General features: G+C 38.0%; 12 protein-coding genes. 4 read left to right on the top strand and 8 right to left on the bottom strand.

Features of this window, described 5'->3' with window-relative positions:
• Window positions 1-3: 3 nt before the first annotated feature.
• Both yihI and MTCD1_RS10950 read right to left on the bottom strand, forming a co-directional pair.
• Window positions 4-642: a Der GTPase-activating protein YihI gene (gene yihI / locus MTCD1_RS10955; RefSeq protein ID WP_057183098.1), complete on the bottom strand. Its 639-nt coding sequence runs from the start codon at window positions 640-642 to the stop codon at window positions 4-6.
• Between the two features lie 124 nt (window positions 643-766).
• Window positions 767-1,024, bottom strand: coding sequence for a hypothetical protein (locus MTCD1_RS10950; RefSeq protein WP_057183100.1), 258 nt, complete (start codon window positions 1,022-1,024; stop codon window positions 767-769).
• 174 nt (window positions 1,025-1,198) lie between these two features.
• On the opposite strand from MTCD1_RS10950, the gene tesB reads away from it, so the two are divergent.
• Complete coding sequence (tesB, locus tag MTCD1_RS10945) at window positions 1,199-2,056, top strand: acyl-CoA thioesterase II (protein WP_057183102.1); 858 nt, start codon at window positions 1,199-1,201, stop codon at window positions 2,054-2,056.
• A 61-nt stretch (window positions 2,057-2,117) separates the two neighbouring features.
• Here the strand turns inward: tesB and MTCD1_RS10940 are convergent, their stop codons facing one another.
• The 3 genes from MTCD1_RS10940 to yihG form a co-directional block, all read right to left on the bottom strand.
• On the bottom strand, window positions 2,118-2,660 hold the full coding sequence (locus MTCD1_RS10940) for an Mpo1 family 2-hydroxy fatty acid dioxygenase (RefSeq protein WP_057183104.1): 543 nt from the start codon (window positions 2,658-2,660) through the stop codon (window positions 2,118-2,120).
• 26 nt (window positions 2,661-2,686) lie between these two features.
• Complete coding sequence (locus MTCD1_RS10935; protein WP_057183106.1) at window positions 2,687-3,958, bottom strand: mechanosensitive ion channel family protein; 1,272 nt, start codon at window positions 3,956-3,958, stop codon at window positions 2,687-2,689.
• Window positions 3,959-4,029: 71 nt separating this feature from the next.
• Window positions 4,030-4,929, bottom strand: coding sequence for a 1-acylglycerol-3-phosphate O-acyltransferase, YihG family (gene yihG / locus MTCD1_RS10930; RefSeq protein ID WP_057183108.1), 900 nt, complete (start codon window positions 4,927-4,929; stop codon window positions 4,030-4,032).
• A 349-nt stretch (window positions 4,930-5,278) separates the two neighbouring features.
• Between yihG and proB the strand changes: the two genes are divergently transcribed.
• The gene (gene proB / locus MTCD1_RS10925; protein WP_057183110.1) at window positions 5,279-6,376 is read left to right on the top strand and encodes a glutamate 5-kinase; all 1,098 of its coding nucleotides are present in this window, start codon (window positions 5,279-5,281) and stop codon (window positions 6,374-6,376) included.
• 79 nt (window positions 6,377-6,455) lie between these two features.
• Window positions 6,456-7,712 (top strand): glutamate-5-semialdehyde dehydrogenase, encoded by a 1,257-nt coding sequence (locus MTCD1_RS10920; RefSeq protein ID WP_057183112.1) that lies wholly within the window; start codon window positions 6,456-6,458, stop codon window positions 7,710-7,712.
• 540 nt (window positions 7,713-8,252) lie between these two features.
• Here the strand turns inward: MTCD1_RS10920 and MTCD1_RS10915 are convergent.
• The 3 genes from MTCD1_RS10915 to MTCD1_RS10905 form a co-directional block, all read right to left on the bottom strand.
• Complete coding sequence (locus MTCD1_RS10915) at window positions 8,253-9,227, bottom strand: transposase (protein ID WP_088568946.1); 975 nt, start codon at window positions 9,225-9,227, stop codon at window positions 8,253-8,255.
• A 263-nt stretch (window positions 9,228-9,490) separates the two neighbouring features.
• On the bottom strand, window positions 9,491-10,633 hold the full coding sequence (locus MTCD1_RS10910; protein WP_057183116.1) for a Fic family protein: 1,143 nt from the start codon (window positions 10,631-10,633) through the stop codon (window positions 9,491-9,493).
• 462 nt (window positions 10,634-11,095) lie between these two features.
• Window positions 11,096-11,485, bottom strand: coding sequence for a hypothetical protein (locus tag MTCD1_RS10905; RefSeq protein ID WP_057183118.1), 390 nt, complete (start codon window positions 11,483-11,485; stop codon window positions 11,096-11,098).
• A 121-nt stretch (window positions 11,486-11,606) separates the two neighbouring features.
• Here MTCD1_RS10905 and yegD point away from each other — a divergent pair, with 121 nt between their 5' ends.
• Entirely contained in the window at window positions 11,607-12,980 is a 1,374-nt protein-coding gene (yegD, locus tag MTCD1_RS10900) for a molecular chaperone (protein ID WP_057183120.1), read from the top strand.
• Window position 12,981 lies beyond the last annotated feature (1 nt).

The raw sequence follows: 12,981 nt of genomic DNA, 5'->3' as shown, positions 1-12,981 counted from the left end.
AGGCTACTCTTTCTCTTTAAAATCGGAAAAGTCAGGGTTATCTAACTTATCCCATAACTCTTCTTCACTACCACTGTTGTTAGCTTCATCGCTAACTTCTTCATCATCTTCTTCATCAAGACCTAATTCAGTCGATAAAGCTTGATGACGCGCCATCATGTCATTGTAGTAATTAACTTCTTGCTCAGTTAAGGCAATATCATCTTCTTGCTTAGCTAAAATACTTTGCAATGCTTCATCTTGCTCAATGGCATCAAGTTCTTGCTCTGCAGACAGTTCATTGTTAACCGGGAGTTCACTCTCAGCATTTTCAACATTTTCAACATTTTCAACATAACGAATACTAGCGATACCTGCTGACTTCTGGCTTTTTTGTGGTGTTTTTACTTGTTTTGTTTTTTCTGCTTTGGCGACAATTTTTCCCAAAGCAATAGGGGTTTTATTCCCTAAACGAGAGTCTGTGTTAGTCACTTGCTGATTGCTATTTGTTTTTTCTTGCACAGCTTCTTTTTGGCGATTGCCCGCCGGTTTACCCGTAGTTTTACGAGTCCGTTTTTCAACTTTAGATAATTCTTGCTTACTTAACTTAGGTTTAGCAGTCGGTGCGTTACCTGGCTTTCTTGATTTTTTTGAACGAGACATAGATACAATTACTTATTTACCAATAATGCCGACTATTTTACGTTATTAAACGCCGAAAAACCTTAAAAAGTAGAAAAAAGACACAAAAAAAGCGCCAATAGGCGCTTTTTTCTGTCTCGCTAGCTTAATGACGAATTTGGATATTAGGGTGAGTATTGATTTCTCCCCCTTTAGAGATAATCGCAATATTGTCATTACAGCTTAACACGGCAATATGCTTATCATGAAAATCTCTAATAAAGTTAAGTTGATAACCAAATTGCGTTAAGCTGCTGGCCGAAAATTTTTGTGCCAGAGTTAATTCTTCCCAGAGATCATCTGCATCACTCGGCATGTTTTGCCGACGTTCCAACAAATTTTCTCTTCGCATTGCTACAGCCATAATTACCTCTTCCCAGTCCAATTATGATTTAATTAAAATTCTGTTATTTGTATTATTATTATTATTTTGCACAAAACTTAACCTACTTTGCATGTAACATCAATAATGATTACACTAGATACCTTAAATAAATTGCTATTTAGGCAAATAGCCTTTGAAATGTAAGGTAAAAAAATGTCACGTGTACTAGACGAATTATCGGCGTTATTAAAATTAGAAGTAATTGAGCAAGGTATCTATCGCGGACAAAGTCAAGATTTAGGCTATAAGGCACTCTTCGGTGGTCAAGTAATGGGTCAAGCCCTTTCTGCCGCTCAAGAGACCATTGCCGCTAATCGCTTTGTTCATTCGCTGCATTCATATTTTTTACGCCCAGGCGATGCAAGTATGCCGGTTGTTTATCAAGTAGAAGTCATTCGTGACGGCGCTAGTTTTAGCACCCGTCGTGTGCAAGCGGTACAAAATGGTAAAACCATCTTTTATATGACCGCCTCTTTTCAACATACTGAAACGGGCTTTGACCATCAAGATACCATGCCAAAGGTTACCCCTCCTGAAGAACTGTCATCATTTACCGATTATATAAAAGCGAATCAGCAGTATATCCCTGAGTCACTGCGCGAAAAATTTTTAGCCGAAAAGCCTATCGATGTTCGTCCCGTGCAACAATATAACTGGTTACAACCAAAGCCAACCAATTCGGCCAGCCAAATGTGGATCAAAGCCAACGGCGATTTACCGAATGATCGAGGCATACATACTTATATGTTGGCTTACACCTCAGATTTTCACTTTTTACCGACTGCGCTATTGCCTCATGGGGCAAGTCATTGGCAGCCAAACTTCCAAATAGCCACCATAGATCACGCTATGTGGTTCCATCGTCCATTTCGCTTCGATGATTGGTTACTTTATTGTATGGACAGTCCGTCAGCGAGTAATGGCCGAGGACTGGTTCGAGGACAGATATATAACCGTCAGGGTGAGTTAGTCGCGTCAACCATGCAAGAAGGGGTGATTAGACAGCGGTAAGGTTTATGGCTATAAAGTTTATAGCCATATCATTTTTGATAGCTAGTTTAACGGACGTTACTTAGCGCGCTTTTGCTAAGGCTTTACGCTTTTCAATCGCTAATGAAGTAATATTTGCTTTTAATACTGGCTCTAAACCAAGCATAAAATACACTTCAGCCATTAAAAATAATGGTCCAATAACAATCTGGCTCAAGTCATCCATAAAAGCCGGTTTCGCTTTTTCATAATGATGACCCAAAAATTGAATAAGCCAACCAACAACAAACAAGCCAATGGCAATATAAAACACCCCCTCAACGCCACTAAATAATTGCGCGATAGCTAAGTTAACTAAAATATACAGCAACATGCCCAAGGCTAAAAAACGGTGTAAAGCCAGATAGTAAATTGCTATTACCGCAAAAATCACCATAGCTAAAGTAAGGTGTAGGGTGAACGGCATACTCAAGATATCATTGATACTTATTTCAAAGCGAATGGTATCCAGCATCAAGGTGACTGCCAACACAATTAAAGGTACACCAATAAAATGGGTGTTAATATTTTTTTTATTTAAATGCACGCTTTTATATCGTGCTAATTGCTCTTCTATTGATTTCATCTTTCACTCTAATTGTATGAATTATTTTATGCGTTTTTTTGCCAATCATAACCACTTGGGTGCTGGAAAATACGTAAATCAAACTGTGGTGCAATGGCAAAAAGATGATCAAAAATATCGGCTTGGATAGCCTCATATTCAGGCCAATTTGTGGTATTAGCAAAACAGTATATTTCTAAAGGTAGTCCAGTTTCCGTGGCAGCCAGCTGTCTGACCATACAGGTTAGGTCATCACGGATACAACTATTTTGTTGTAAGTACTTGGTGATATAAGCACGAAAAGTACCGATATTAGTCAGCTGTCGATTATTGAGTGAATGCAACGATTGCTCAACTTCATCACTATTACTCTCTTGTTCACTATTATTATCTTGCTCATTTTTCGCGAGTTCTTGCTTTTTATCACTGAGATAACCCTGTAATAAGTGGGCATTAGTCAGCTTATTTATTTGTGCTGCGCTATAAAAACCAATACTGCCGATATCAATAATAATCGTGCGCTTAATACGGCGCCCGCCAGTGTTATACATATTACGCCAGTTCTTGAAAGAGTCACTAATCAAGGCGTAAGTTGGTACCGTGGTAATGGTTTTATCAAAATTCTCTATTTTAACCGTACTTAAACCAATTTCTATGACATCACCATCGGCACCATATTTAGGTAATTCAATCCAATCACCGGCAACCACCATGCGGTTCGCTGATATTTGAATACTGGCCACCAAACCTTTAATGGTATCTTGAAAAACCAACAATAAAACCGCGGTTAAAGCCCCTAAGCCACTGAGTAAATAAACCGGTGACTTGTTTATAATAAGCGAAAGAATGACAATAGCAGTCACTAAATATAAGGCTAATTTGATGATTTGAATAATAGCACTTAACGGTAAAAAACGTTGTTTGGCACTTTCTTGGTATATATTTTTACTGACATTTAGCAAGGCGCTAATACAACGAGATATTTGAAAGGTAAGCAATACCTTACTAAATAGCATAAGTAAGGTACTAGCGACACTGCTAGTGTCTATAATAAGTGGGGTTAAAAAAAGTACTAACACTAACGGCAACAGCAAGGCCATTCGACTCAATACGCCATGCTCCATCAAGGTGTCATCCCAGGTGTTTTTGCTATTAATAATGACCTTGTTTATCAACGCTAATACTTGATGTTTTGCCAGATAATAACTTAGCGCGGCAAGCAAAAATATTAAGCAGATGCCTAGGCTAATGGCGCCACTGGCTAAATATTTAGCGCTAAGGCCTTGCTCACTTAACCAAATACTGATCAGTTCATTCATATAGGTTTCCGGTCATAGTCTGGCTAAGTGAATTGACTCGCTGGCAGCAAGCGCTCAGTTTTATTAAATAGTTAATCGTTATACTGCTGGCTAATTTTTTCAAGACGAGCATCTTTCTCATGCCAAAATTGAGTTAACCACTTTTGAAAAGCAATTTTATCATTACGATCTGAAAAGTCGATATGCCCTAAGGCACTACGAATATCCAAAACATGTACTTCAATATGCACCCTTTCTACTTCCCCGCAGACAAAATCACTAAAATTAGGGATGCCGTCCGGGTAATAAATAGTAACATCAACAATTTTAGTTAAATGCTCGCCCATGGCATCCAATACAAAAGAGATACCACCTGATTTAGGTTTCAGTAAATATTTAAAGGGTGAACCTTGCTTATCATGCTTATTCTCAGTGAAGCGAGTACCTTCAATAAAGTTCATCACACTAACAGGTTTGTGTTTAAACTTAGCACAGGCTTTTCTGGTCGTTGCTAAATCTTTACCACGTAAATGAGGGTTCTTCTTTAAAAAAGCTTGGCTATAGCGCTTCAGAAAAGGAAAATCAAGTGCCCACCAAGCTAAGCCCAATAGTGGTACGTAAATAAGCTCTCTTTTTAAGAAAAATTTCAAAAATGGAATATGGCCATGTAAAGCCCGTTGTAAAACGACAATATCAACCCAGCTTTGATGGTTTGCTAACACCAAATACCAGTCCTTAATTTTAAGTTCTTCTAATCCAGTTATCACTATGGTGGTTTTAGTGAATACTTTTTGAATTACACTATTGGTCGCTACCCAATTACTCGCCATCATGTCGAGTAAGTAACTAAAAAACTGTTTAGAAAAACGCAATGGTATTAATGCTTTAAACATTGAAAACACTAAAATAGGCAAGAGCCAAAATATAGTATTAAATATATAGAGAGAAAAAGATAAAAAACCGATCAATTTTGCGGGTAAAAAATTTAGCATATCTTAATAATTACTAATAATAGATAAGTCACACGGATTACGTTATTTAATCATGATTTAGCTATAAATTATATTTTTTTATTCTCACTTCTTAAGGCAATTCATTTTAATATAACGCTATCAGTATAAATCACGCATGGGTGAAAAATGATCGCTTTTTTTTTATCGGTCTTTCTTTGCACTTTTTTAGTTAAAATAAAGGGATAAAATGCATGCTTAGCTGCATATACGTTATTAAACAGCTAAAAACATACTTTTCACACTTGCAACTTTACCTAATCACCGTTAATAATTGAGTTTTTACTCAGTTTATCGCATACTCAAATAATCAACAAAAATAGGAGATAAAATGAACTTTCATAGAGCCGTAATCAAGGTTGGTAGTGCCTTAGTTGCACCCACTAGCGATGGTTGTAGTGGCCAATATATCTTAGCAATTGCGCAATTTATTACTAAATGCCAACAACAAGGTAAAGAGATCATTTTAGTTTCCTCTGGCGGTGTCGCAGCTGGCCGTGCTCTTATTCATCATGGTTCACCAAAGCTCTCTGTCGCCACTAAAAAGGCCATGGCAAGTGTTGGTCAGATGCAAATGATGGCTAATTGGCAGCGATTTTTTGATAGCCCTTGTAGCCAGATACTGGTCACCCAAGAAGATTTAACCGATAGAAAACGTTTTGTCAGCATCCAAGAAACCATTAAAATTCAATTGGCCAACGGTATACTGCCTATCGTTAATGAAAATGACACCGTCACCACTAAAGATCTTACCATAGGCGATAATGACAACCTTGCGGCTTTAGTTGCTCAGGTATGTGAAGCCGACAGTTTATTCATCTTAAGTGATATAGATGGCGTTTTTACCAAAGACCCAAAAATCCATGATGATGCGGTATTAATTCCTAATATTGATAAGATTACTGATGAAATTTATGCCATGGCCGGCACCAGTCGTAATCATTTGGCGACTGGTGGTATGAAAACCAAAATCCAAGCCGCAGAAAAAGCGGTTGAACACGGCATCAATACCTATATTATCAACGGTACCAAAAGTGAGGTATTTAGCTCTCTGTTAGCTAAAGTTAATCCAGGTACTCGTTTTGCCGCAGATAAAGATATTATTCGCGCAAAAAAACACTGGCTCAAACATACCTTAAAAAGCCAAGGTATCATTAGCCTAGACCCAGGCGCCGTTAATGCCTTAGTTAATAAAGGCGCCTCTCTATTACCTGCTGGCATAAAATCGGTAACAAAAGAATTCAAAGCCGGCGATGCGGTCGAGCTTATTGATGCACAAAATAATGCCGTAATCGCGAAAGGTATTTCGTTATATAGCTATCATGATTTAAAACGAATTATGGGTAAACATAGTAACGATATCAGCACTATTTTAGGCCATGACCAAGGTGATGTAGTAGTACACCGCGATGATATGGTTATTTTATAAAGAGCATGGTAAAGAGCCTTATAAGCCACTTTATAATTACCCATAAATACTTAAAACAACTTTTCGAAAGAGTAGCAAGATGACCGACTTTAATATCGCCACCATGGCACACAAGGCTAAAATAGCCAGCAGAGTTGCGGCACAACTTAACAGCAGTAAAAAAAACACCTTGTTAAATGCCCTGGCCACGGCTATTGAAAATAATAGCGACATTATTATTAAAGAAAATAGTAAAGATATTGCCGCCGGTAAAGAGAAAGGTTTATCAGCAGCCATGCTTGATCGACTGGTATTAACAGCGCAAGGCATTAAAGAAATTGCTGCCGCTATACGTGAAATTGTTGCCTTAGCCGATCCTATCGGTGGTATTGATAAGCTCTCATTACGCCCGAACGGTATTCAAGTCGGTAAAATGCGTATCCCTCTTGGTGTTATTGCCATGATTTACGAAGCACGGCCCAATGTTACCGCCGAAGCTGCCGCTTTATGTATAAAGTCGGGTAATGCGGTGATTTTACGAGGTGGCTCAGAGGCAATTCACTCCAACTTAGCAATTGCTCACTGTTTGCATCAGGTATTAATTGCTCATGATGTCGATGAAAATATTGTCAGTGTGGTACCGGATACCAGTCGTAGTGTTATTGAGCAATTGTTAAAACAAAGCGACACCATAGATCTAGTCATTCCACGTGGCGGCGAAAGTCTTATCCGCTATGTCAGTGAAAATAGTCGTATCCCAGTGATTCAGCACTTTAAGGGCGTTTGCCACTTATACATAGATAAATATGCCGATTTAACGAAAGCAGTTAATATTTTAGTGAACGGTAAAACACAAAAGCCCAGTGCTTGTAATGCCTTTGAAACGGTCTTAGTACATGGAGATATCAGTGCCGACTTTTTGCCATTAGCGGCTAAGGCACTTGAAGAGGCGGCACAAGTGAAAATACATGCCTGTAAAAATAGTATTGGTTATTTTGCTCATGCTGAATTAGCAACCGAAGAAGATTATCAAGCCGAGTATTTAGCGCAAGAAATCGCCGTTAAGGTGGTCCGTAGTTTTGATAAGGCCATTAGCCACATCCATGAGTTTACCTCTGATCATACTGAAGTAATTATCAGCCAAGATATTTCGCGTAGCCAAGCATTTATTCGCCAAATAAATTCCTCGGTAGTGATGGTCAATGCCTCTTCACGTTTTTCAGATGGTAATCAATTAGGTTTAGGCTCGGAAATAGGCATCTCAACCAGTAAATTACATGCGTACGGTCCTATGGGGCTCGAAGCATTAACCACAGAGAAATTCGTCGTTTTTGGTGATGGCCAAGTACGAGCATAAATAATATATAACAAATATATATAACAAATACTATATAACAAAGACAGCCACTTTAATTTTAAGCCTATGAGTTAAGAAATAGCAGCTAAAATCTAAAGGGTTATGCAACTATAACGATGGCTGTCTTAGTTAATTCTAGAAAATGAACATGTTCTGGTTAACGGGCTAAGGAGCACTGTTACCACACAACGGACATTAGCTTTTAATCTGTAACGTTGATTTGGATTAGCTTTTGTATCGATAACGCCGTTTTAAGCGGTAAATTGCAGTTGGCTAAAATTAGTGCGGAACGAACGAAAGCCAACTGTTTTTCGTCCGTTTGAACAACTTATAGAAAAAAATCACCAGACACCCACTCAAAATAATTAATACATAAGTTCAATAAATCATCGTTTCTTATTTACATTGAGCAGAGTTTTCTTTGATTTTTATGGTGTCGAATAGAATATTAATAACAATGGACAAAAACAGAGAATTCATCAAATTAAAGACACAACTAGCCTTAAGTGAGTAATTTATCCCGATGAGTTATATGGATTATTAAGCAAGTAACTTTTGGCAAATTGACACCGTAGCGCGTTTCTTTAAATGTTGATGCTGACAAAAATCCGTTAGTGCTTGTGTCCTTCCCACGGCACCATGAAAACATTGTCTAAATTGTGTAGTTAATACTAACCAGTTTTGGGTACTAATGCCTAAGCGGGTTAATATTTCAGGTTGGGCTTTGTCAATATAACCGCGTTTATCGGCTCGAATACAGCGACCTGTTACATCAAGTAATTGTATATAGTCACTTAATTCAAACGGTAAACCTGTAGGCATGTTCTTTCTTGGATTGCCAATAAAGGGCAGTAGTTGTTGGGCTTGTTGCCCTTTAATCGCGGCTTTTATCCGTCGTTGAATACTGGTGTAGTTCGATGTTTCTGGGGTTTTAGCACTCTTAGCTCTAATTGGATTTAAATCAACATAAGCCATACAGGCTATTAACGCGGCTTCATCAAGCAAGGCTTGAGATTTAAAACGTCCTTCCCAAAACCTGCCGGTACACCCATCTTCAAGATTGGCTTGTTTAGCAATGGTTTCATTTAAAATACGCATAAACCAACTGATATCCATCAGGCGCTGACGATAAACCTTGGCGGTTTCGTTTACAACCTGTTGTAGCGTGTCAATGAGTGGCTCACCCCGTAAATATTGTTGCGTTAGCAAGGTCCCTTTAAATAACCGATGCCAACGGCTAATCACTTCATGCATTGTCCATGACTTAGCTTGCTGCTCATCAATAAATAATACCAAATGGGTATGATTACTCATGACCGCATAAGCACAGACATCAATAGCAAAAACGTCACTTAACTCCTGTAATTTATCGGCGACCCAAGCACGTCGATGTTCATAACTTTGCCCGGTGTGTTTATCTTCACCACACAGATATGCCCGCCGAACACAACGAGATACACAATGATAATAAGGCGTGTCAACTAAGCTTATTTGTTGTTTTCTTGCCGTGGCCATAATAACTCTCAATGGAAATTTATTGATGATTATTTAAGCATAGTAGAGTCACTCATTATTTCCATTTGAGTGGGTGTCTGTTATATTTTTAGGTGTCTGTTATATTTTTTTTGAGTGGGTGTCTGTTATATTTTTTGTTATATTTTTATATTTTTAATAGGCATAACGCCCCATTAAGCGGCAAATTGCAGTTGGCTAAAATAAGTGAGGCACGAACAAAAAGCCAACTGTAATTTGTCCGTTTGAATGGCTTGTTAAGGCGACTAATCTATAGCTGGAATGAAGTTCTCTTTCTCTAGTATCTGAATAAGACTCCTCATTAGAAAGTTATTCATGAAACTAACGTAATAAGTTCGACCATTCTCTTTTAATGGTCTAATAAACCCAGATTCTTTCATCTTTGATAGAAGATGTGTTCTCTGTCGACTAGTTAAACCTTCAAGTGCTTCATCAAGTTCACTTGCCTTGAAGCTTTGTTTTAATATTCCTATATTCAAAACCTTTGCTTCTTCTTTATTAAGATATCCTCTTTCCGCACCTAAGCTAATAGTAGGCACTAGAATATTCTTATATAGAAAGTCAAAATCTAGCAGTTTATTAACTTTAGTTACTTCTTCTAAAATTCCGGTTAATACGTAGTCACACCAATTTAATAAGCTTTCATCAGTACCTAAATCAGCTTCAGACAAACGTTCATAATACTTGTCTCTATCATTGCAAAAGACTGCCGTTGGGTTAATAATCTTTCCATCTTTGACATTGAAACCATACTTAATCATTAAAGCATAAGTAAGCAATCTTACGACTCTGCCGTTACCATTTCCAAAAGGGTGAATCCAAGTGAACCTATGGTGTGCTATAGCAGTTTTTAATAAATCGTATTTATCCGCTCCATCTTGATTGATAAAGTCAATAAATTCGTCCATATACGATTGAACTTGAATATGATCCGGTGGCGTATGATCAGACTGAGATATTTCTACATTCCAAGTTCTATAAGCACCTGGAGTTCGATCGCCTTCGTCGGTTAATTCTCCAACGACTAACTGGTGCAACTGTTTAATAAAGTGGTGAGTGAATTCAGTCCCCTCACTAATGCTATCTTCAATAAATTCCATAGCAGCTTCAACATTTGCAATCTCTGAAAACCTTTCGTTCGATCTTTCTTTATTTTCGATTTTTCTTTCAATATATTCTGAAATCGTAGTTCTATTTCCTTCAATCCTTGCAGACCCCACACTCTCCAAAATATGAAATATATGTTTTAATTGAAAAAATATCCAAGGGGCTGTTGTACCTTGTAATTTTAATTTTCTTAAATGATTTAACTCAATCAAAGAATCTGTCAACTCAGAATCAAAACTTGGACTAACCACTCTGAGGTTAAACTCGTTTCTGCTATTCATTTATCTACACCAAAGCCACATAAGTGATTGTTTTTATAATTAATTAAGCACACACACATAAAGCATTAACTACAAAACAACCCGTTCAATAACTACATAATAGTAGATCTACTAACTACATACAAAGACTTTGTTCATTACTACAGATATATGATTAATACAGTGGAATATGAGAGAGCTTTAACAGCTTATTACTGAGCCGGCTCAGTAACATGACATAAAATATTTATTAGAAAATATATCGCAAATATTTTTAAGCTAACTTCCGCAAAGCGCACCAAGTTGAGTTAGAAACACAACCTAAAATATTCTACTCAATTATTTTAATTATCATGCAACTATAGCTTGGTGATAAAAAATTAGGCTGGTAGATGTGTTCAATTCCTTACTATCAATAGCTATTAATAATCAAGAAAGATTATCATCTTTGAAGCTATTATTACCCTATATTAAAGACTCCTCTTAATGAACACGTCGAGCATTAGGTTTTTGTTTTACTACGCTCAATGCTAGGCGATCAGCCCATTCCCCGCGGTGTTGTCGCTGACAAGCTTCCTCACTATCAAAGTGCACACTCTGTTTAATATTTTTAACCACTACGCCCACTTTTAATAATTGCTTTTGAATACTCAAGCGTAATACTTCATCTTGCTGCTCTGCTTTCATCGCAGCCACTTCTTCATCGGTATTAAACACACAAGTGATCACTAAGCTGGCCGGAAAATTAGTGTAATTCGCCCTATGGGTTAACCAAACAAAACCGGCAACGTCATGCAAAGAAGACTCACATGCAACCGTTAACGCTTTACAGACATTATTATCAATTTTTTGATTGGTTTTACTTAATTTCATTATAGAGACCCTTGAATTTTCGAGATTATTTTTGCCATTTTAACTGACAAAGTCTTGTGAATCACTGATTAACTGAGTATGCTACGCGACCTTTTTCTTCCAGGTATTCTCATAGGTATTAATGATGATAGGTTTCGATTACGGTACGTCTAATTGTAGTGTCGCCACTATGCGCAACGGCCAACCCCACATTATTCCTTTACTCGGTAATAAGTTAGGTAATGAGTCATACATTGCTTCTAATCTATATGCGCCAAGTCGCGATGTTATTAGTAGTTGGCTATCGCAACAATTAGCGGCGCCACAACAAGCAGACTATATTGCTGAGCGTAGACATCAGCTACAAAAAGGCCAATCGGCACTACGCGAGTTAAAATTTGACGGTATCTCCAGTGAATTACTCTTTGGTAAAAGCGCCTTAACACAATATCTTCAAGATCCAGAAGAAGGCTACTACATCAAATCGCCGAAATCATTTTTAGGTGCTAGTGGTTTAGCAAACACACAAATTCAATTTTTTGAAGATATTGTCGCTTGCATGATGAGCAATGTAAAAAATCTCACCGAGCAAGCCTTACAAAAAGAAGTGACCCAAACGGTTATCGGTCGCCCGATTAACTTCCAAGGTTTACATGGCGAGGAAAGTAACCGACAGGCCATTAGTGTCTTAACTAAAGCGGCAAAACGTGTTGGTTTTAAAGATGTTGAGTTTCAATATGAACCCGTCGCTGCAGGTTTTGAATTTGAAGCATCTCTTACTAAAGAAACTCGGGTATTAGTGGTAGATATTGGTGGTGGCACCAGCGATTGTTCAATGTTACTAATGGGCCCAGATTTCGTTGAACATGATAATCGTAACGAGCATCTGCTCGCGCATGCAGGTGTTCGTGTTGCCGGTAATGACTTTGATATTCAATTAGCCTTGCAAGGTATCATGCCAAGCTTGGGCATGAACAGTTTACTAAAAACAGGTAAACCTATGCCCAGCGCAAACTTTAGACAAGCTCTGGCAATCAATAATATTAATGCACAAACCGAGTTTTATAGCGCCAAAAATAGACGTGAACTAGAACTATTAAGCCTAGATGCGCAAGAAAGCGAGTTGGTGTCACGTTTACTAACTGTCCACGATCACAAACTCAGTTATCAACTAGTCAATGCCGCTGAGCAAGCCAAAATTGGCTTATCTGATCATGAAGAGCAAATCATTCATCTAGATGATATTCATGAAAACTTAGCGATAACTGTCTCTCGAGCAATGTTAAAACAAGCAAATATTCGAACTCTCGATCAGATAGCTCAGTTGATGACATCGGCCGTGGCAGAAGCCCAATGTCAGCCTGATGTTATTTTTGTTACCGGCGGTACAGCAAAATCACCGGTGCTGAGTGAGTTTTTACAGCAACAAATGCCTGGCATCCCACTGATTGTCGGTGACCATTTTGGTAGTGTCACCTCAGGCTTAGCCCGCTGGGCTGAACGTATTTATAAGTAAA

Source organism: Colwellia marinimaniae, from assembly GCF_002207865.1.
Classification (GTDB): domain Bacteria; phylum Pseudomonadota; class Gammaproteobacteria; order Enterobacterales; family Alteromonadaceae; genus Colwellia; species Colwellia marinimaniae.
Note: the sequence above shows the minus strand (reverse complement) of the source record. Positions and strands in the feature narration are given on the sequence as shown.

Coding starts and splice junctions, on each gene's coding strand:
- yihG (WP_057183108.1), bottom strand. CDS start 4,929: ATGCTAAATTTTTTACCCGCAAAATTGATCGGTTTTTTATCTTTTTCT.
- MTCD1_RS10910 (WP_057183116.1), bottom strand. CDS start 10,633: ATGAATAGCAGAAACGAGTTTAACCTCAGAGTGGTTAGTCCAAGTTTT.
- MTCD1_RS10940 (WP_057183104.1), bottom strand. CDS start 2,660: ATGAAATCAATAGAAGAGCAATTAGCACGATATAAAAGCGTGCATTTA.
- tesB (WP_057183102.1), top strand. CDS start 1,199: ATGTCACGTGTACTAGACGAATTATCGGCGTTATTAAAATTAGAAGTA.
- MTCD1_RS10920 (WP_057183112.1), top strand. CDS start 6,456: ATGACCGACTTTAATATCGCCACCATGGCACACAAGGCTAAAATAGCC.
- MTCD1_RS10915 (WP_088568946.1), bottom strand. CDS start 9,227: ATGGCCACGGCAAGAAAACAACAAATAAGCTTAGTTGACACGCCTTAT.
- MTCD1_RS10905 (WP_057183118.1), bottom strand. CDS start 11,485: ATGAAATTAAGTAAAACCAATCAAAAAATTGATAATAATGTCTGTAAA.
- MTCD1_RS10950 (WP_057183100.1), bottom strand. CDS start 1,024: ATGGCTGTAGCAATGCGAAGAGAAAATTTGTTGGAACGTCGGCAAAAC.
- yegD (WP_057183120.1), top strand. CDS start 11,607: ATGATGATAGGTTTCGATTACGGTACGTCTAATTGTAGTGTCGCCACT.
- MTCD1_RS10935 (WP_057183106.1), bottom strand. CDS start 3,958: ATGAATGAACTGATCAGTATTTGGTTAAGTGAGCAAGGCCTTAGCGCT.
- proB (WP_057183110.1), top strand. CDS start 5,279: ATGAACTTTCATAGAGCCGTAATCAAGGTTGGTAGTGCCTTAGTTGCA.
- yihI (WP_057183098.1), bottom strand. CDS start 642: ATGTCTCGTTCAAAAAAATCAAGAAAGCCAGGTAACGCACCGACTGCT.